Origin of the sequence: Granulicella rosea (genome assembly GCF_900188085.1) — a bacterium.
GTDB classification, from domain to species: Bacteria; Acidobacteriota; Terriglobia; order Terriglobales; family Acidobacteriaceae; genus Edaphobacter; species Edaphobacter rosea.
In genome coordinates this window covers 112,953-132,085 of sequence record NZ_FZOU01000004.1, presented here as the reverse complement: position 1 = coordinate 132,085, position 19,133 = coordinate 112,953, and the positions used below count along the sequence as shown (strand labels likewise).

Genomic DNA, 19,133 nt, shown 5'->3' with positions numbered 1-19,133 from the left:
ACATTTGCCGCTGCGACCCGGAGAATCGACGGGTTTGCGGGCAAATTACTGTATTCGGCCCCTCGATTTGCTCACTGGGTGATCGTCTTCTGATGGATGAGGTCAGATTCGTGTTATTCATTGGCGATGGTGCATTACGCACACTCGAGACTTGATCCTGATAAGTCCTTTTGGCAGGAGCTTTCTACTCACCTGGACGGGCCGAGCCGCGAAGGCTTCCGCCGACTGCAACGCTTTACCGTGTCGCTGCGTCCGCAGGAGTTGGACCGGCTTTATGCGCTGGGGTTCCTGGAGCCTGTGTTCCGCAGTGCGCATGTGGCTTCGCGCGACGAGCGCCGCACCGTGCTCTGGAGCACGGTCGATATCCCAAGTGTGCCGCCTGCGCGCAGCTTCGCCGAGTACGAGCAGGCTGGCCTCAAGGCTCCCGAGGATGGCTCTCAATCACTGCCCGGCGTGATCTGCTGGCGCTATGTCGACTAGCATGCCGGGCGAAGACGAGATGCTGCCCCTGAGCGGGTTGCAGCATCTTGCCTTCTGTCCCCGGCAGTGGGCGCTCATTCACCTGGAACAGGTTTGGGTGGAGAATCGCCTCACCGCCGAGGGCCGTCTGCTGCATGAGCGTGTCGACCTGCCTGGACAGAGCCGGCGCGACAGCGTGCGCACCGTCCGCGGCATGTGGCTGGAGTGCCGGCGTCTGCATCTGACCGGCCGTGCCGGTGTGGTCGAGTTCCGTCCGCAGCCCTATCCGCTGGAGTACAAACGCGGCAAGCGCAAGCCGACCGATTGCGACACCTTGCGGCGAACGCCGATGGTTGCTCCCCACGCGGGAGCGTGGATTGAAACTGGCAGGCGAGTCGAGTCTTCGCGGGCCGCGTTTCGTACTATCTGCGCCGATGTTCAACGCCATTTCCTTTGCGTGCTTCTGGCGTCTCTCCTGCCCATCGGCTTCAGCCGGAGGGTCATACACCTTGTCTGGCGTTTGCGCGCTTGGGCTTTTTTTCGAGATTCAGCGCTACGGCCGCGCGTATCAGTTCCTTCAGCGCCTCCGTTTCGATCTCTTCGCCTTCGTGGATATCGATGGCTCGCCGGACGTTGCCTTCGAGGCTGGAGTTGAAGAGACCCGCTGGGTCCGCGAGTGCGGCGCCCCGGGCGAAGGTCAGTTTCACCACGCTCTTGTAGGTCTCGCCCGTGCTGACGATGCCGCCGTGCGACCATACGGGCACGCCGCGCCACTTCCACTCCTCGACGATTTCGGGGTCTGCCTCGTGCATGATCGCGCGCACTCTTGCAAGCGTTTCGCCGCGCCAGTCGCCCAGTTGCCGTATCCTTTCGTCGATTCGTGTGGAGGCAGATTCCATCGTGAACGCCCTTTCTGTATGCCGCTGAGACTTTCGTCGAGCCCAGCATACTCCGTGCGCGGGGGGAGGAAGCGAATTTGGTGCATAACGGAATGTTCAAATGTTGAAAAGGGCCGTAAGATAGGGCAGTGACTAAGGCGATTGCTCGAAATCACGCCGTACGCTTGCCTCAGGTTGAGAAAGACATGTACGCTCGGCGCATCGGAGATCGCGTATCCGTCGCCGCCGGAGCGGTCACTCCACGGTCGCCGCTCCGAAGAAGGTTTTGAAAGCTCCACCGGAAGGCTGCGAAGAGGTCTCCAGCAAACGTCCCTAACCCCAACATCTCAAGGAGAGAAACACGATGGCAACGAAGAAAGCAGCAGCACCTGCAAAGAAGGCCGTTGTTCCCGCAGCGAAGAAGACCGCCGCTCCGGCAGCCGCGAAGAAGGCAGTCGCGGTGAAGAAGTTGACCAAGTCCGAGCTGGTGCGGCTCGTCGCGGAGAAGCTGGAGATCACGTCGAAGCAGTCGGCTGCGTTCTTCGATCTGCTCACCGAGACCGCGATTGCAGAGACCAAGAAGAGCGGCGAGTTCACCATTCCCGGCCTCGGCAAGCTCGTCAAGGCGCAGCGCGCCGCGCGCGTCGGACGCAACCCGCAGACCGGCGAGGCGATCAAGATCAAGGCCAAGACGGCCGTCAAGTTCCGCGTGGCCAAGGCCGCGAAGGACGCCATCGCACCGGTAAAGTAACTCCCTTGGGGCAATCGCATCCCGGCCGATGCAACGGAGCGGGGATGCGATTGCCCAACCGGATACGGCGTATATCAGTGACTGAATCGATGCTGCAACAGGGCGCGCCCGACCTTCCAGAGCCAGACTCTTCGGAGCCGGCGGAGCCTCGAACGTATCCAGACTGGCACGTCCTTCCCGAGAGCTTCCGCATCCTCGCCGCCGCGACTCCCAACGCGGTGCTGCTCGAGACCGCGAAGCAGGACGGCAGTGGCGATAAAAGCCTGCTCTTTCTCCATCCCAACGTTGAACTGATCGCCTGGACCGCGCAGGATCTGGACGCCATCCTGCGCCGGATCGACGGGTATGTGGCCGGCGGCGCCTATGTCGCGGGCTATTTTCAGTATGAATGCGGTGAGCACTTCGTTGGACTCTCGCCGAGAACACGCGGCCCGGAGCCGCTGGCGTGGCTCGGCGTCTATCCGGCGCCGGTCGAGTTCGACCATGCGAGCGGCACGATCCAGGGAGAGCTGCCGCAGATCCCGCCTGCTTCAAGCTCCGCGGACGCCGCCATCCACATCGGCGGGCTGCGGATCCCGCGGGCCGATTACGACGCCGCGCTCGCCCGCATCCACGAGTATCTGCACGCGGGCGACACCTACCAGGTCAACTTCACCGATAAGGTCGTGGGATCGACCGAAGCTGAGCCGCTTGCGGTCTACCGCACGCTCCTGCGCCAGCAGCCCGTGCCCTTTGCCGCGTTTCTGAACTGCGCCGCCGGGCCGATCCTCTCGTTCTCGCCGGAGCTCTTCTACCGCACGCATGCGGGCCGCATCACGGTCCGCCCAATGAAGGGCACCTGGAAGCGCGGCGTCGATGAGGCCGGGGATCGGGCAGCCGCATCGCTGCTGAGGAACGACGAGAAGAATCGCAGCGAGCATGTCATGATCGTCGACCTGCTGCGCAACGACCTCGGCCGCATCTGCCGGTACGGCTCGGTCGCGGTCGACCCGCTCTTTCACGTCGAGCGCTACGCGACGCTGCTGCAGATGACCTCGACCTGCACCGGCACGCTCGCGGACGGGCTGTCTCCCACGCAGGTCTTCGCCGCGCTGTTTCCCTCGGGCTCCATCACCGGCGCGCCCAAGCGCAGGACGATGCAGATCATTCAGGAGCTGGAGCCGTCCCCGCGCGGCGTCTACACCGGCTGCATCGGCTACTTCGGCCCACGCGGCGAGGCCTGCTTCAACGTCGCCATCCGCACCCTGCAACTGCAGCGCGGATGCGTCGTCATGGGAGTCGGCGGCGGCATCACGGCTGGCTCCCAGTCCGGCGAGGAGTACGAAGAGTGCCGGCTGAAGGCCAGCTTTCTCACCCGCCGGCGCCCGCCCTTCTCGCTGATCGAGACCATGCGCTGCGAAGGCGGCATCGCCCTGCTGCCGCTCCACATGCGGCGGCTCGCGGCCTCCGCCCGGTACTTCGGCATCCGGTATGACGGGCCGGCGCTGATGCAGGAGCTGGCAATGTCCGCCGCGAGCTGCGGAGAGGCGCTGAGCCGCGTGCGCCTCGAACTCAGCGAGGCTGGCGTCTGGCAAATCGCCGCGACCGCGCTGGAGCCGGTAGCCTGGGGCGGACGCCTGCTCCTGGCCGCCGAACGCACCCACTCGCAGGACGTCTTCTTCCATCACAAGACGACGCATCGCGAGCTCTACAACCGCAATCTCAGGCTGGCGTACAACCTCGGGTTCGACGAAGCTCTGTTCGAGAACGAGCGCGCGCAGCTCACCGAGTGCGCCATCGGCAACCTCTTCGTCCGGATCGGAAGCCGGTGGTTCACGCCGCCGCTTGCCGCGGGCGTGCTGCCTGGCGTCGAGCGCGCCCGCATGCTCGCGGAGTCGCCGGAGATTGCGGAGCGCGAGCTGCGTCTCGAAGACCTTGCCGCCGCCGATAGCATCGTGGTCTCGAACGCCCTGCGTGGCGCGCGTCCGGTCTCGTCGATCGCGAGGCCGGACGGAAGCGTGCTTTGGCAGGCAGGCGCGCCCGGCACGCCGAGGTCTATACTTTCGCCACGAGGCTAAAGCGCGAACGTATGCATCTCTTCCGTCTTCGCTCCATCGCTGTTCTGTTGTTCGGTTGCAGTCTGATCCATGCACAGACACCCCGCCCCACGCCGCCCACGCGCGACCCCGCCAGCCCGGGATACGTCGCGGCGAAGGAGCTGCCCGATGGCGCTCTGCCGCCCGCGGACAAGGATGGCGACTACATCCTCGGCCCAACGCATGCTCCGGCGCCCGAGAGCGAACCGAAGGCCGGCGTGCCGCGCGGCGAGGTCACGGAGTTCGTCCTCAGCTCCACGGACAGCAAGCTCTACCCTGGCATCGCGCGTGACCCCGGTACATTTGGTCAGCCCGATCCCGCCGATCCTGCGAAGCTGAACGTCCCGACCAGCCATCCCGCGCCCTACACGCGGCGCGTAACGGTCTACGTTCCGAAGCAGTACGCCGCCGGCACAGCCGCGCCCTTCATCGTCGGCGCCGACGGACCGGACAAGCTGCTCTTCGCCACGCTCGATTCGCTCATCGCGGACCGCCGCGTGCCCGCCATGATCGCCATCTCCATCTCGAACGGCGGCGGCGACGCGCAGGGCAGCGAGCGCGGCCTGGAGTACGACACCATGTCCGGCCGCTATGCCGAGTTCGTCGAGCACGAGGTGCTGCCCGAGGTCGAGGCGCGCCTCCACGTCAAGCTCACCCACGATCCCGAGGGCCGCGCGACCATGGGCGGCAGCTCCGGCGGCTCCTGCGCGCTGATCATGGCATGGTACCACCCGGAGCTTTACCACCGCGTCCTCACCTACTCCGGCACCTACGTCAACCAGCAGTGGCCCAGCAATCCGAAGACCCCGCATGGCGCATGGGAGTTCCACGAACATCTCATCCCGCAATCCGCGCGCAAGCCGCTGCGGCTGTGGCTGGAGGTTGGCGACCGCGACCTGCTGAACCCCAACGCGATGCGCGACGGCATGCACGACTGGGTGCTCGCCAACGAAAACATGGCGCGCGTGCTGAAGTCGAAGGGCTACCACTACCAGTTCGTCTTCGCCCGCAACGCCGGCCACACCGACCGCGCGGTGAAACAGCAGACCCTGGCGGAGGCGCTGGAATATGTCTGGCAGGGGTATCCGATAGCGGCTGCGAAGCCTTGAGGGCCTAGTTCAAAGTTTGCCCCAGTCAAAAAGTTTGTCATCCTGAGCGCAGCGAAGGATCTGCTTCTGGGGCGCCGCAGATGCCATGGGCCACTCCGCAAAAGCAGATCCTTCGCTACGCTCAGGATGACAACTCCTGGGTGCAGGAAAGTTAGCTGAACGAATCCGACTTCGCCTCCAGCGCCTCCAGCAGATTCGTACGCAGCGACTGCTCCAGCGCCGCCAGCCGCACCAGCTTGTCGGTCGCCAGCTTCAGCTTCACCTGGTTGTTCACGCGCGCCAGCACTGCCCACGGGTGGATCGGCTTGGTGATGTAGTCGACCGCGCCCAGCTCCAGCCCCATCGTCTCCGCCACCACATCGCCCAGGCAGGTGATGAACATCACCGGCAGGTCGCGGGTCTTCGATTCGGATTTCAACTGACGGCAGACGTCGTAGCCGCTCATCCCCGGCATCATCACATCCAGCAGGATCAGGTCGGGCATCTTCTCCCCGGCCAGCTCCAGCGCGGACTTGCCGTCCGCCGCGGTCAACACCTCGAAGTCCTCGCCGAAGGTATCGGCGAGCAGGTCCACGTTGATCGGCTCGTCGTCGACCACCAGCACGCACGGCTGCGTCCGCGTGGGAATCACCGCCTCGACGATCGGCTCGCGCGTGTCGCCGGCGAGCGAGTGCATCATCTCCTGCTCGGCCGTCTCGGCGACCATCGTCTGTCCGAGCGCCTGCTCGACGGCGGAGATCAGCGAGATCAGCCCCTCCACCCGGCCCGCGCGAAAGCCGTGGCTGAAGGCGCTGCTGGTTGTGTTCAGCGCCCCCTCCGCGCCGGTGTTGGCGAGCAGGGCGGCCTCTTCAAGCGTCTGTTGGAGGTCGGCGTGGCTCAGTGTCTCGATCATCTCTTGATTCATGCGTCCATCCTCGTTTCAAAACAGGCTGCGGCGGCAATCGCCGGTTCCAGAGTTCTCCCCACGGTCTCAATCAGCGGACCGATCCCATCCATCCGGCCAAACCGGAAGGCAAACTCTACCGCCGAGGCGGCGTCGGTCAGCTCCTTCGCTTCGAGCGTCGCGGCGGTGCTCTTCAACGTGTGCGCCAACCGGTGCGCCTCCTCCATGCGGCCCGCCGCAATGTGCGCGGAGAGGTCGTCCGCCGCATGCGCGTAGCGATCGCGGAAGCCCAGCATCATGCGCCGCAGCAGGGCAGTCTTGTTGTTTGCCCGGGCGAGCGCGGCCTGCAGGTTGAAGGGCACGGCCTGCTCCGGCTCCGGCAGCTCCACGGCAACGACAGGCTCGGGCGCGCGCGCCGGCGCCGCCGGCATCCAGCGCGTCAGCGTCTCCTGCAGCCGCGACACGCTGATCGGCTTGGTCAGGTGGTCGTTCATGCCGGCCTCCAGGCTGCGTTCGCGGTCGCCGCTCATGGCATGCGCGGTCATGGCGATGATCGGCAGCGCGGCCAGCCGCTCGTGGCGCCGGATCAGCCGCGTCGCCTGCAGGCCGTCCATCTCCGGCATCTGGATATCCATCAGCACCACGTCGAAGCTCTCGGCCAGCGCGCGCTCCACGCCCTCGCGTCCGTTCGTCGCGACCGTCACCGCGATGCCGTAGTCGCCCAGCAGCTCGGTCGCCAGGTCGATGTTGATGTCGTTGTCTTCGATCAGCAGCACATGGCGCCCGACGAAGCTCAACCCCGCGCCGGTGGCCGGGACGATCGGCGCCGCCGCAACGGTCTTTGCCGCTTGTTGCGCCTGTTGCGTCTGGTCCAGGGTCCGGGTCACCGCGTCGATCAGCGTGCGCGCGCTCACCGGCTTCAGCAGATAGCCGTCCAGCGTCTGTCCGTCGACGCCTTCGAGCACCTCGTCGCGATCGAAGGCCGAGATCATCACGATCGCCGGCACATGCAGCAGCGACAGCCGTTCCCTGATCCTGCGCGTCGTCTCGATGCCGTCCATCCGGGGCAGCCGCCAGTCCATCAGCACCAGGTCGTACGGCCTTGCGGCCTGCGAGCCGGCGTCGAGCGCAGGCAGCGCCTCTTCGCCCGACGAGACGCCATCGGCAGCGAAGCCGTGAGTGTCGAGCACGCCGATCAGTTGCTCCCTCGTCATTTCACTATCATCGACAATAAGAATCTTCTTCTTCAGCCGGTCCTTTTGTAACGTGACCGGGGTCATCGCCGCGTCCTCCGCCGCCATGCCGAAGACGGCCGTGAACTGGAAGCTGCTGCCCTTGCCGGGCTCGCTCTCGACCGTCAGCGTGCCGCCCATCAGCTCGCACAGCTGCTTGCTGATGGCGAGGCCAAGCCCCGTGCCGCCGTAGCGCCGGGTGATCGAGTTATCCGCCTGGCTGAAGCTCTGGAAGAGCTTCGCCACCTGCTCCCGGCTCATGCCGATGCCGGTGTCGCGCACGGTGAAGGTCAGCGCCGTCTGGTAAGGCGTCAGGCCGCTCACCCGCAGGCTCACCGAGATCTCTCCCTTCTCCGTGAACTTGATCGCATTGTTCAGCAGGTTGATGAGCACCTGCCCGAGCCGCAGCGGATCGCCCACCAGATGTCGCGGCGCCTCGGGCGCGATCGAGAAGCGGATGGCCAGGTTCTTCTGCCCGGCCTTCTCGCCGACGATATCCATCAGGTTGTCGAGCACCGTCTCCAGCGAAAACGACACTCGCTCCAGCCCCATCTTGCCCGCCTCGATCTTCGAGAAGTCGAGGATGTCGTTCATGATGCTCAGCAGCGTCTCGGCCGCCTTGCTGATCTTGGTGAGGTAGCCGTGCTGACGGGCGGCGTGCTCGGCCCTGAGCGCCAGGTGCGTCATGCCGATGATGGCGTTCATCGGCGTGCGGATCTCGTGGCTCATGTTGGCGAGGAAGTCGGATTTGGCGCGATTGGCGACCTCCGCAGCCGAGCGCGAGCGTACGGCCGCATCCTCGGCCTGGCGCCGGTCGGTGACGTCCATGGCGGTGCCGACCATGCGCGTAGTGCGCGCGGCCAGATTGCAGGTCACGCCGCCGGTCGTCTTGATGTAGCGCATGGCGCCGTCCTGCAGCAGGATGCGGTACTCCATGTCGAACGGCTGTACGCCGGAGACGGCCCGATCCAGCCGCTCCTCGGTCAGGGCAAGATCCTCGGGAACGAGGAACCGCCGCCAGCGCTCATAACTGATCTGGCCGTTGGCCTCGGGCTGCAGACCGAAGAGCCGGTACATCCACGCATCCCAGATCAGCTCCCCGGTCTGGACATCCCACTCCCAGATGCCGATGCCGCCGCTGTCGGTCGCGAGCGCGGCGCGGGTGCTGGCGTTCTGCAGAGCCTCTCGCTCGGCCACGCGCGCGGTGATGTCCTGGAAGGCGCCGCGCAGGCAGGCCGGTTTGCCGTTGTGAAACATCACCGACCCGACCGTCCTGGTCCAGATGCGGCGGCCGTCGCGTGCGACCAGCGGCAGCTCCATATCCCAGCCCTCGCCGCCGCCGGCCGCCTGTGCGATCGCCGCGTGCATGGTCGCGCGCGACTCCGGCGCGAAGAGGTCGATCGTGTCGGCGAGCGTCGGCTCGTACTCCGGCTCGGCGCCGAGGATGCGCCGTGTCTCCGCCGCCCAGGTCACCTGGTCGTTGGCGAAGTCGACCTCCCAGCCGCCCACCCCGGCCAGCCGCCCGGTCTGCTCCAGAAAGTCCTCGCTCTTGCGCAGCGCCTGCTCCTGCGTCTTCAGATCCTGCTGGATGCGTATCCGTTCGGACACATCGGTCGCGCATTTGATGATCTTCGTCGGCACGCCATTCAAGCCCTCGATCGGGGTGTAGCTGCCTTCGATCCAGACGTGCCTCCCATCGCGCGCCACGCGCCGAAAGAGCCCGGTCTGAATCTCGCCCCCGCGCAGCCGCTCCCAGAACAGCGCATACTCCGGGGAGGAGCGCTCCTCCTCGGTCAGCAGGTCGCGGTGGTGCTTGCCTACCAGCTCGGCCGCCGCGAAGCCGAGCGTGCGAAGGTAGAGGTCGTTTACATGAACGATTTGCCCATCCGTGGTGAACTCGATCATGAGCTGCGACCGGCTGATGGCCTCGATCTGCTCCTGGTAGTCAACCTCCGCGTCCAGAATGGCCTGTTCGGCGTTGCGCAGCTCGTGCGTCATGCCGCGCATCTGCGTGGCGATGCGCGGACTCTCGCGCGCGAAGAAGATCGCCGTCGGGATCGAAACCGCCGCGCAGGCGACCTTGAAGACCGCCGACAGCGCGAAGATCGGGCTCCAGACCGTCAGCGCCTCCATGGCGCGGCTGAGCGAGCAGGCCGCGATCAGCGCCGCGAACGAGACGAAGATCCACAGGTTCGGCCGCATGATCTGGGACCGGCGCAGTCCGTTGAACATCCAGAACAGGCTGCCGAAGAGCACGCCGAAGGAGACGGCGATCATGCCGTCGGCCAGCGCGTTGGTTCGCACCAGCCAGACATGCGTGTGATACGCAGGATGGTGAATGCCGTAGTCGGCGACGAACAGCCACCGCCGGAAGAGGTAGACAGCCGCGGCAATCAGAAGGCCGGCGGCAGCGGCAAGCTTTTTCAAGGGAAGCGCTCCAGGCAGACCGAGGTACGAGACGCACCCGTCGCCCCTGCAACCAACCCGCCAAACTGATCCGCATACACTTAGAGGCCGCTAATGCGGGTGCCCCATGATCACCGAGGCGTAGCCGAGGTTATCGTGGGGTGTGTCCCTTGTGTCCCAGGAAAAATTGAAAAACCCCACGATAGGCGCGATAAAACAGCGCCGATCATGGGGTGCCCGATGGGGTCTGAGATGGTGCGCCCGGCAGGAGTCGAACCTGCGACCTACAGCTTCGGAGGCTGCCGCTCTATCCAGCTGAGCTACAGGCGCGTTCCTTTATCGTAGCATCACACGCTCCGATTGACAGCTCTTTGTGCGCGGTCCAGCATCGAAACAGAAAGTAAACCGTCTACCAGTCAAACCAGTAAGAAAGCGAGCCTTCATGCATCTCCGCACCCTCTCGTCCGCAGCCTGTTGTACCTTCCTCCTCGCCACCGCCTCGCTTGCGCAGTCCGGCGGCATGGACATGCCCGCCAAGCCCGGCCCGCCGCTCAGCGAGCCCGCCGTCGCCAACGTCTCGCTTGCCGGCGGAGGAATTCACATCGCCTACAGCACGCCCCATATCCGCAATCGCAAGATCATGGGCGGCCTGGTGCCCTATAACGAGATCTGGCGCACCGGCGCCAACGACGCCACGACCTTCGAGACGACGATTCCCGTCCACATTGGCACGACGCTCGTCCCAGCCGGAAAGTACACCCTCTACACCCTGCCCGCGCCCGGCAAGTGGATGCTGATCGTCAACAAGCAGACCAAACAGTGGGGGACCGAGTACCACCAGGAGCAGGATCTCGCGCGCATCCCCATGAAGGAGAAGGAGTTGAAGGCGCCGCAGGAGATCATGTCCATTGGCTTCGAAGACACCAAAGCCGCCTCGACCGAGCTGCATGTGAAGTGGGAGTCGACGGATGTTTCAGTGAAGATCACAACGCCCTAAGAACAGGGCAGAGCAGGGAACAGGGCCGAGGGAAGTAGGGAATAGAGGGTTGGGATCTATTCCCTCACTCCCTATTCCCTGTCTTTTAGAACTCGTACAGTCCATCCTCCGGGTCGCCGCTCGGCGCATACTGCCCGGCCTCTGGGCTATCCAGGTCTTCCTCGCGCAGCGACGCGCGCAGAATGACGCCGCTTTCGAACTGAATCTCAAGCGCCACGCCCTCTTCGAGCGTCGCCTCGGTCACGCTCTCGCCGATCAGCGCGCAGAGCCAGTTGCGGAACTCCGGCTCGCCATAGGCATAGGAGCCCTCCTCGCGGAAGACGTCCGGCCAGGTGAAAAGCGTGAGCAACGGGCCTTCGAAGCGGAGTTGCAGGAAGTCCTGCACGAACTCCACAGCGCTTAGCTCCTGCCCTTCTATCTCGGTGATATCCAAATCATTACCCTCTGTGAAGAGCCGCCCGTAAGGCAGGCCATCCTGAGCCACAAAACGCCTGTCATCCTGAGCGAAGAGAAGGACCCGCGTTTTCGCCTCGCGACGATATCGCCACGAAAAGACACAGATCCTTCGCTCCGACCCAGGACGACAGACGGCGGTGGAAACCGATTAGTGGCCGGTCTCTTCGCTGATGAACGCCTCATAGTCCGCGGCCGAAAGCAGCGCGTTCACCGCCGACGGATCGGTCAGCTCCAGCTTCATGATCCAGGTCGTGTTCGCATCCGCGTTGATCGTCTCCGGCGCGCCGTCGAGCGTCTCGTTGACCGCGGTGACCGAACCCGAAACCGGCGAGTACAGGTCCGAGACCGACTTCACCGACTCGATCGAGCCGAAGATCTTGCCCGCTTCGAGCGCGTCGCCCACCTTCGGCAGTTCGACGAAGACGATGTCGCCGAGCGAGCTCTGCGCATAGTCCGTGATGCCGACCGAACCCACGGTTCCGTCGACGCTGATCCACTCATGTTCCTTGGTGTACTTGTACTCCGCAGGGTAGCCCATGGCTCAAATCTCCAATTCTCGGTTGAAAGCTTCTGGTGGAAGCGCAGGGCTTCAGCCCTGCGAAAAAGTGTGCGAGAGGGAAGGGCTTCAGCCCTGGGGGGCTGCGACGACCTTCTTCGGCTTCTTGTAAAACGGCAGCGGTACGACCTTCGCCTTCACCAGTTGGCCGCGAATCTCCACCGCGACCACCTCGTCCACGCCGGCGTATTGCACCGGGACATACGCCATGGCGATGTTCTTCTTGATGAATGGCCCCGGCGACCCGCTGGTCACCTCGCCGATGCGCTCGCCCCCGACCGTGAAGACCGGGTAGCCGTCGCGTCCGATGCCGCGCTCCAGCATCTCCAGGCCCACCAGCTTGCGCTTCGCGCCGCCCGCCTCCTGCACCGCGACCAGTGCGTCGCGGCCGACGAAGTCGCCCTTGTCCGGATTCGCGACCGGGTCGATCTTGGCGTAGCGGCCGAGGCCAGCCTCGAGGACGTTGATCGTCTCCGAGATCTCATGGCCGTAGAGCGCCATTGCCGACTCCAGCCGCAGCGTGTTGCGCGAGCCCAGCCCGCAGGGGATGATGCCAAACTCCGCTCCCGCCGCCAGCACCTCGCCCCACACGCGGCTGCTTGTCGGCTCGTCCGAAGGAATGTAGATCTCGAAGCCGTCCTCGCCCGTGTAGCCCGTGCGCGCGATCATCACATTGTGGATGCCGCACACCTGACCCCAGGTGAACCAGTAGTTCTTGATCGTGCTCAGGTCGGTCGTGGTCAGCTTGGCCAGCGTCTCGGCCGCCTTCGGCCCCTGGATCGCAAGCTGCGTGTAGTAATCCGAAAAATCGTTGATGTGCACGCCCGGCATATGGCCGATCTGCTTGCGCACCCACTGCACATCCTTCTCGCGGGTGCCGGCGTTGATCACGATCAGGTAGTCGTTCTCCGACAACTTGTGCAGCACCACATCGTCGACGAACGTGCCATTCTCGTACAGCATGGCGGAGTAGTGCGCCTGGCCGATCTGCAGCTTGCTGGCGTCGTTCATCAGCAGCTTCTGCACGGCGGCGAGCGACCCGGGCCCACGCAGTTGAATGTCTCCCATATGCGACACGTCGAAGACGCCGACGCCCGTCCGCACGGCCATGTGCTCCGCGATCAGGCCGCTATATTCGACCGGCATATCCCATCCGCCGAAGTCGACCATCTTCGCTTTATGACTGCGATGTGTCTGATTCAGCGCGGTTTTGCGCAACTCTGCTGTCTCTGCCATTCATGTCCCCGTCTCTGTTCCAAAGCTGAAAATCGGTACAAGTGCTCACAATGTCTTCAGGCGCGTCGACGGGGACGATCATGCCACGGACCGGCGAGCGATCCATACCGTTAAACGATAGCATCTGTGGGCGGCGGAGTCTTCAGGACATTGAGGTTCGGGTGACAGTTGTTGCATTCCCCCGAAGGTTTGACACTTGCATTTCCGCAATGTTCGTCATCTGCCTTCCCCCAATGTTGTCATCTTGAGCGAAGCGCAGCGGAGTCGAAAGACCTGCTTCTCGCCTGCGGGGCCACGGCGCTCCAGGCGACAGCAGATCCTTCGCTGCGCTCAGGATGACAGGTTGTTGGGGGAGGTTGGGACAACAGGCCGTTGCCGGGTGTCTGTTACCGTCTGCTGCGCAGATTCGCCCGCACAAAATTGCTCAGACTGAAGAACCCAAACAGCGAAGCCACGCCCGCCGCCACCAGAAAGCGCAGATGCAGCGCGTGGTTCGGTCCCAGGTCGTGCAGGTTGGCGCGCAACCGCCAGGCTTCGGTCCCCATGGCCAGCGCGACCAGCGCGAAGAAGACGCCCGTCACCTCCAGCCAGATCGTGCCGCCAGCTTTTGCGACCGGTCCCCAGGCCGCCTCGCCGAAGCGCCGGCTGCCCTCGCGTACGCCCCTCGTTGTCTGCCGGGCATTCTGCTGAACCTGCGCCACGCGTTCGCGCACGGCATTCGCGGAGGGCTTGGGGTCTGGTGCGGCCGCGGCGTCGGCGGCCGAGAGCAGCGCCTTCGCCGCCTCGCGGGCGCCCGTGCCCAACGCTCGTCCAAAACGCTCCCTGTCCATGCCTCCAGTGTAGACGACCCTGGCGGCGAAGCCTGCATCCAAACTCGAATCGCCGGTCGTTACGGCACAGCCTGGGAGGGCCACCCAACATGAAGAATCTCGTCTGGATGTTCAGTGCAGTCAGCGCCGTAGCCGCCTATGTCATCGCCCGCCAGCAGGCCAGAAATGTCGCCGCTCAGCCCGTCGCCGAGTTGGCGCATAAGCTGGAAGTCGCCTGGGCCGATCATCACACCATCGCCTGAACGGTAGTTTGGTCCAGCATTTCCTCCGGCTCCGTTTGCCCCCGATTCGACTCCGGCGTATTCTGCAATCAATAGGACGCACCGCACTGCCGTTTCCTTCCAGGGCGTGAACGGAAGGAAATACCCGATGCGCGTCACTCCGCACGATTGATCGACGAACGGCAGCCCGGAGGTGTCATTGAATCAGACCATCAAGAATCTCATTCAAAAGCTAGGTGAGGCGATCCACGAGTCCGTCTCCGAATCCGAACACATCGCCGGTGTGGTCAAGAACATCCGTGAGCAGGGCTTCGACGTGCTGCTGATGCTCGAAGCCACGATCGGCCTGAACGAGGTTGAGGCCGATACGGTCGAAGAGTCCGGCCAGCAACTTCTGACCTCGGGCGAAGAGGACGCCGGTCCCTTCACCCATCACGACCTTAACTTCCTCAAATCCCTGCGTATCAGCCTGACCGAAGACAGCGACGAAGACCCGGCGTAGAGTCGGGTCTTTGTCTTCTCGTGGGCCATTTGGGGGTTGTCATTCCGGAAGGGAATCTGCTTCTGCTTTTGCCTTTCGCCCCGCCACCTGTCCGATATTCAACCGCAATTCCAGCTTGAGCGTACCGAATTTCACAGACTCGTGTTACGCTCGATTTTCTCAGTTCGCCACTGCGTTTTTACGCATCCGAACTCTATGCGTTGGTTCGGCACAGTCGCACCCAGGACTGTTCCGAGGAAGCTGGAAACATGAGAGATACGCTTGGTGTTTTGCTCGCCGGTGGCGCCGGCGAACGCCTTTTCCCACTCACCCGTGACCGTGCGAAGCCGGCCGTGCCCTTTGCCGGCCAGTACCGCATCATCGACATCACCCTTTCGAACTGCATCAACTCCGACCTGCGCCACGTCTACATCCTGACGCAGTACAAGGCGTTGTCTCTCAACCGGCACATCCGCGAAGGCTGGGGGCCGGTCGTCGCCAACGAGCTGGGCGAGTTCATCGAGATCCTGCCGCCGATGCAGCGCGTCTCGAAGTCCTGGTACCAGGGCACGGCCGACGCCGTCTACCAGAACATCTACTCCATCGGTTCGGAGGAGCCGAAGTACGTGCTCATCCTCTCGGGCGACCACATCTACAAGATGAACTACGCCCGTATGCTGCAGCAGCATAAGGACTCCGGCGCCGATGTGACGCTCGCGACCCTGCCCATCCGGCCTGAGGAGGTCTCGCAGTTCGGCGTCGTCGATGTCGCCAAGAACGGCGAGGTCGTCGGCTTCGAGGAGAAGCCGAAGGAGACCAAGGTCCGGTCGCCCTTCATGCCGGATATGGTCGACGCCTCGATGGGCATCTACCTCTTCAACACCGACATCCTGCTGCCCGAACTCATCAAGGACGCCGAAGACCCGAACTCCAAACACGACTTCGGCCACAACATCCTGCCCAAGCTGCTGGGCCGCTGCAAGATGCACGCGTTCAATTTCGTCGACGAGAACAAGCAGAACGCCCTCTATTGGCGCGACGTGGGCACGCTCGAGGCCTACTACGAGGCCAACATGGACGTAGCCGGCGTCAGCCCCATCTTCAACCTCTACGACAAGAGCTGGCCGATGCGGACGCGCGCCTACCAGTATCCGCCGGCGAAGTTCGTCTTCGGCGAGCCGGGTCGCACCGGCATGGCGATCAACTCGATCGTCGCCGCCGGCTCCATCGTTTCGGGAGCGGTTGTGCGCAACTCGGTCGTCTCGCAGGATGTGCGCGTGAACTCCTACGCGGATATCGATTCGAGCATTCTCTTCGCCCACGTCAACGTAGGCCGCCATTGCCGCATCCGCCACGCCATCATCGACCGCGACGTCCACATTCCGGACGGCACGGTGATCGGCTACGACCCCGCCGAGGACAAGAAGAACTACTTCGTCACGCCCAGCGGCATCACGGTCGTCACACGCGACTACTCGGTCTACGAGAACCCCGTCTCGCCGGAGTTCATGCAGACCGGCGCCCAGTGGTAGTCAGCCGCTGAAACACAAAGGCCCGGCTCATCCGAGCCGGGCCTTTGCTTGCCGTTTCTTACCGCTTGCCGATCCGGTATACCAAACCGCCCGAGATCGCAAAGAACTCCCGCGTATCCGTGCCGAAGTGCTCGATCAGCAGGTCCGGCTGAATCCGGATCGCCAGCCGCTTCGACCGGTTGAAGTCCAGGCTTGCGCCCAGCGCGAAGGTCGGCTTGGTGCGGTTGGAGTACAGCCCCATCAGCGCTGCGACCTGCGTGTCGGCCGTCGCGTCGAAGGTTCCGTGCGTCACGCCGCCGTACGCGTGGTAGTTCAGCGCCGCGTGTTGGTTCTTCGGTCCGCGATACTGCGCCCCCACCATGCCGGTCAGCAGGTAGACGACCGGGTGGCCCTTGTACAGCTCGGCCGGTACGGGCATCGTCGGCGTCGTACCCGCGTCGCCGCGGAAGTCCGCGCCCAGGCCGATCTTATCGGTCAGCCAGTAGGTTCCCAGCACCTCGCCGCCGCCCATGTTCATGCGCTCGGTCACGTTCTGCCCGGCCTGGAAGTTGCGGAAGTTGATGCCGCCGTAGACCTCGTACCGGTTGTCGTAGGTGACCGGCGCCGCGGCTGCCAGTTTGCCCTGTCCCTGGGCCTGGGCCGTGCCAGGCGTCAACAGCAGCAGTGTCATCATCGTGGTTGCGCCGGTCAGCGCGTACGCTACGGCCTTGCTCAGTCTCTGCATCGCTCTCCGCTTCATGCTGCGTGGTTCGAATCCCGAAAGATCGTCTTTGAAAATTACCCTGTACTAACAAGATATAACGTCCGGCGCCCGTCCAACCGTTGTTCGGCATCGTAAGCTAAGTACAGGCGCTGCCGTGCGACAATAGCGGGTGGCAGTTAGACGTTCTGAATTCGAGAACGCAAGGGAGACAGCAACATGGAAATCTTTCAACCGTGGCACCTCATCGTCGTTGCAATCGTGGCTGTGGTCTTCTTCGGCGGCAAGCGCCTGCCGGAGCTTGGCAAAGGCCTCGGCGAAGGCTTCAAGGGATTCAAGGATGGCCTGAAGGGCGTTCAGGATGAGGTGAACAAGCCCGGCGAGACCGCGCACACCGTCACCCCCAAGGCCGACGACACCGTCACCAAGTCGTAGCATCACCGGGCCAGGAAGAGAGACGCAGGCATGAAGTGGAAGTCGCCGTACCTCGTCGAACCGCACGAAAAGCTGCGCCTCGCCCACCGCGAGACCTCCGGCCTGTCAAACTCGCCGTTCGTCTCCAAGAGCGGCGTTCACACGCCGGAGACAGCCGCACCCGTACTGGTCAAGCATCGCGACCGTCTGGCGAAGTTGCAGGAGGTGCTCTACGCCTCGCAGACGCACTCCGTGCTGATCGTCCTGCAGGGCATGGACACCGCCGGCAAGGACGGGACGATCTCGCACATCTTCTCGGGCATCAACCCGCAGGGATGCGACGTGGCCAGCTTCAAGGTGCCCACCCCGCTCGAGGCGCGGCACGACTTCCTCTGGCGCGTCCACGAGAAGACCCCGCCGCGCGGTCAGATCGTCATCTTCAACCGCTCGCACTATGAAGACGTGCTCTCACCGCGCGTGCATAAGCTGATCGACGGGAAGACCGTGAAGACCCGGCTGGATCAGATCAACGCCTTCGAGGAGAGTCTGCACGACAACGGCACGCTGATTCTAAAGTTCTTCCTGCACATCTCGCACGATGAGCAGACGCGCCGCCTGCAGGCCCGCATCGACGACCCGGAGAAGCACTGGAAGCTGTCCGACGCCGACTTCAAGGAGCGTCAGTTCTGGCCGCAGTATCAGGACGCCTACGAAGAAGCCATCAGCCGCACCAGCAGGAAGCACGCTCCGTGGTTCGTCATTCCGGCCAACCACAAGTGGTACCGCAACCTCGCAATCTCGGAGATTCTGGTCGAGGGCATGAAGTCGCTGAAGCTCGAATACCCCAAGCCCACCATGGACGCCAGCAAGATCAAGCTGTAGATCACTGCCTGACCGGATCACTGCCTGACCAGACATCTACCTGATCCAAAAGTTGTCATCCTGAGCGCCGCGAAGGATCTGCTTTTCGACCGGACCAGCATGGCTACCCGTGCGAGACACACTCCTTTTGCTCCGCTCACGATGACAAACTCCTGTGGCAGCCTTACAGCGTAATCAAAACCACGGCGCCAGCCGCCACAGCCATCCCCAGACCCTGCCGCCGCGTCGGCCGTTCCTTCAACGTCCAGGCGGCCAGCAGGATGGTCAGCGCCGGGTAGAGGGACGCCAGCACCGCCGCTACGTCCAGCCGTCCCGCGCGCGAGGCCGCCACGAACATCAGGTTGCCCGTCGTGTCCAGCACCGCCGTCGCGAGCGCCCAGAGCAGCACGCCGCGGTTGATCGTCACCTGCTCCTGGCGCTTCGAGAAGATGGCTAAGGCCAATGTAATCAGCGTGCATATCGTCAGGCTGCCCATGCGCGAGTTAGCCATCGGCCACACGACGCCCGCTTCTCCAGCAAACTTCAATGCGATAAAGTAAACGCCGAAGCCTGCCCCGGCGATCGCCGCCAGCCAGATGGTCCCGGCGGATCCTTCCTCGTCGCCGCCCGCCGCGATCAGCCAGATGGCGACCCCAGCGATCAGGAATCCGCAGACATGCTTTGCGCTCGGGCGGCCATCGGTCCAGATCGAAACCACCGCCGGAAGAGCCGCCGCCAGCAGCCCGCTGAGCGCGGCTGGTATACCCATCGCGCCCCGGTTGAGCGCCACGTAGAACGCAACCAGCGAAGCACCCGCCGATACGCCCGCAGCAAGCCCCCAGTAAAGCGGCGCGCCATGTGGAAAGGGGTCGCCCTCCCAAGCGGCGAAGCCCATCAGTACGCAGAGGCTCACGGCGTGGCTGATCAGAATAACGCGCAAGGCGGCGCTCACCGAACCGCCGGCGCGCTTCACGCCCATGCCGCCCAGAAAGTCGCCGCCTCCCCAGAACCCCGCCGACAGCAGCGCCAGCAGGGCGTTTCCGTGCATCGCCCCGT

At 64.0% G+C, this 19,133-nt stretch carries 19 protein-coding genes and 1 tRNA gene; 10 read left to right on the top strand and 10 right to left on the bottom strand.

Annotated elements, in window-relative coordinates; all coding sequences use genetic code 11:
* Window positions 1-120 precede the first annotated feature (120 nt).
* Window positions 121-480 carry a hypothetical protein gene (locus CHB87_RS12455; protein ID WP_142988328.1) on the top strand — a complete coding sequence of 120 codons (360 nt, stop codon included), beginning with the start codon at window positions 121-123 and terminating at the stop codon, window positions 478-480.
* A gap of 479 nt (window positions 481-959) precedes the next feature.
* Here CHB87_RS12455 and CHB87_RS12445 read toward each other — a convergent pair whose 3' ends face one another.
* On the bottom strand, window positions 960-1,358 hold the full coding sequence (locus CHB87_RS12445) for a DUF1801 domain-containing protein (RefSeq protein WP_089408780.1): 399 nt from the start codon (window positions 1,356-1,358) through the stop codon (window positions 960-962).
* Between the two features lie 343 nt (window positions 1,359-1,701).
* Here CHB87_RS12445 and CHB87_RS12440 point away from each other — a divergent pair, with 343 nt between their 5' ends.
* The 3 genes from CHB87_RS12440 to CHB87_RS12430 all read left to right on the top strand — a co-directional run bounded on the left by CHB87_RS12440 (window position 1,702) and on the right by CHB87_RS12430 (window position 5,272).
* Entirely contained in the window at window positions 1,702-2,088 is a 387-nt protein-coding gene (locus tag CHB87_RS12440) for an HU family DNA-binding protein (RefSeq protein ID WP_089408779.1), read from the top strand.
* A gap of 77 nt (window positions 2,089-2,165) precedes the next feature.
* Window positions 2,166-4,145 carry an aminodeoxychorismate synthase component I gene (gene pabB, locus CHB87_RS12435; protein ID WP_142988327.1) on the top strand — a complete coding sequence of 660 codons (1,980 nt, stop codon included), beginning with the start codon at window positions 2,166-2,168 and terminating at the stop codon, window positions 4,143-4,145.
* Window positions 4,146-4,156: 11 nt separating this feature from the next.
* Window positions 4,157-5,272 (top strand): alpha/beta hydrolase, encoded by a 1,116-nt coding sequence (locus CHB87_RS12430; RefSeq protein WP_089408777.1) that lies wholly within the window; start codon window positions 4,157-4,159, stop codon window positions 5,270-5,272.
* Window positions 5,273-5,423: 151 nt separating this feature from the next.
* Here the strand turns inward: CHB87_RS12430 and CHB87_RS12425 are convergent, their stop codons facing one another.
* The 3 genes from CHB87_RS12425 to CHB87_RS12415 form a co-directional block, all read right to left on the bottom strand.
* Complete coding sequence (locus CHB87_RS12425; RefSeq protein WP_089408776.1) at window positions 5,424-6,176, bottom strand: response regulator; 753 nt, start codon at window positions 6,174-6,176, stop codon at window positions 5,424-5,426.
* Window positions 6,173-9,814, bottom strand: coding sequence for a hybrid sensor histidine kinase/response regulator (locus CHB87_RS12420; protein WP_089408775.1), 3,642 nt, complete (start codon window positions 9,812-9,814; stop codon window positions 6,173-6,175). The genes CHB87_RS12425 and CHB87_RS12420 overlap by 4 nt, the downstream gene beginning before the upstream one ends.
* Window positions 9,815-10,046: 232 nt before the next feature.
* Window positions 10,047-10,123, bottom strand: a tRNA-Arg gene (locus CHB87_RS12415).
* Window positions 10,124-10,235: 112 nt separating this feature from the next.
* On the opposite strand from CHB87_RS12415, the gene CHB87_RS12410 reads away from it, so the two are divergent.
* Window positions 10,236-10,790 carry a DUF2911 domain-containing protein gene (locus CHB87_RS12410; protein ID WP_089408774.1) on the top strand — a complete coding sequence of 185 codons (555 nt, stop codon included), beginning with the start codon at window positions 10,236-10,238 and terminating at the stop codon, window positions 10,788-10,790.
* Window positions 10,791-10,875: 85 nt separating this feature from the next.
* Here CHB87_RS12410 and CHB87_RS12405 read toward each other — a convergent pair whose 3' ends face one another.
* The 4 genes from CHB87_RS12405 to CHB87_RS12390 all read right to left on the bottom strand — a co-directional run bounded on the left by CHB87_RS12405 (window position 10,876) and on the right by CHB87_RS12390 (window position 13,868).
* Window positions 10,876-11,223: a hypothetical protein gene (locus CHB87_RS12405; protein ID WP_089408773.1), complete on the bottom strand. Its 348-nt coding sequence runs from the start codon at window positions 11,221-11,223 to the stop codon at window positions 10,876-10,878.
* A 171-nt stretch (window positions 11,224-11,394) separates the two neighbouring features.
* Entirely contained in the window at window positions 11,395-11,784 is a 390-nt protein-coding gene (gene gcvH / locus CHB87_RS12400) for a glycine cleavage system protein GcvH (RefSeq protein WP_089408772.1), read from the bottom strand.
* Between the two features lie 87 nt (window positions 11,785-11,871).
* Complete coding sequence (gene gcvT, locus CHB87_RS12395) at window positions 11,872-13,038, bottom strand: glycine cleavage system aminomethyltransferase GcvT (protein WP_089408771.1); 1,167 nt, start codon at window positions 13,036-13,038, stop codon at window positions 11,872-11,874.
* Window positions 13,039-13,424: 386 nt separating this feature from the next.
* Window positions 13,425-13,868: a hypothetical protein gene (locus CHB87_RS12390; protein ID WP_142988326.1), complete on the bottom strand. Its 444-nt coding sequence runs from the start codon at window positions 13,866-13,868 to the stop codon at window positions 13,425-13,427.
* 89 nt (window positions 13,869-13,957) lie between these two features.
* Between CHB87_RS12390 and CHB87_RS22280 the strand changes: the two genes are divergently transcribed.
* From CHB87_RS22280 to glgC, 3 genes are all read left to right on the top strand, one after another.
* Window positions 13,958-14,110 (top strand): hypothetical protein, encoded by a 153-nt coding sequence (locus CHB87_RS22280; protein ID WP_176441724.1) that lies wholly within the window; start codon window positions 13,958-13,960, stop codon window positions 14,108-14,110.
* Window positions 14,111-14,282: 172 nt separating this feature from the next.
* A complete protein-coding gene (locus CHB87_RS12385) occupies window positions 14,283-14,591 on the top strand; it encodes a hypothetical protein (protein WP_425432477.1) in 309 nt (102 codons plus the stop codon).
* Window positions 14,592-14,791: 200 nt separating this feature from the next.
* The gene (glgC, locus tag CHB87_RS12380; protein WP_281252336.1) at window positions 14,792-16,102 is read left to right on the top strand and encodes a glucose-1-phosphate adenylyltransferase; all 1,311 of its coding nucleotides are present in this window, start codon (window positions 14,792-14,794) and stop codon (window positions 16,100-16,102) included.
* 58 nt (window positions 16,103-16,160) lie between these two features.
* Here glgC and CHB87_RS12375 read toward each other — a convergent pair whose 3' ends face one another.
* Window positions 16,161-16,826 (bottom strand): hypothetical protein, encoded by a 666-nt coding sequence (locus tag CHB87_RS12375; RefSeq protein ID WP_089408767.1) that lies wholly within the window; start codon window positions 16,824-16,826, stop codon window positions 16,161-16,163.
* A gap of 195 nt (window positions 16,827-17,021) precedes the next feature.
* Between CHB87_RS12375 and CHB87_RS12370 the strand changes: the two genes are divergently transcribed.
* Window positions 17,022-17,237, top strand: coding sequence for a Sec-independent protein translocase subunit TatA/TatB (locus CHB87_RS12370; RefSeq protein WP_089408766.1), 216 nt, complete (start codon window positions 17,022-17,024; stop codon window positions 17,235-17,237).
* A gap of 30 nt (window positions 17,238-17,267) precedes the next feature.
* Window positions 17,268-18,098, top strand: coding sequence for a polyphosphate kinase 2 family protein (locus tag CHB87_RS12365; RefSeq protein WP_089408765.1), 831 nt, complete (start codon window positions 17,268-17,270; stop codon window positions 18,096-18,098).
* 163 nt (window positions 18,099-18,261) lie between these two features.
* Here the strand turns inward: CHB87_RS12365 and CHB87_RS12360 are convergent, their stop codons facing one another.
* Entirely contained in the window at window positions 18,262-19,125 is an 864-nt protein-coding gene (locus CHB87_RS12360) for a DMT family transporter (RefSeq protein WP_245817968.1), read from the bottom strand.
* Between the last annotated feature and the right edge of the window lie 8 nt (window positions 19,126-19,133).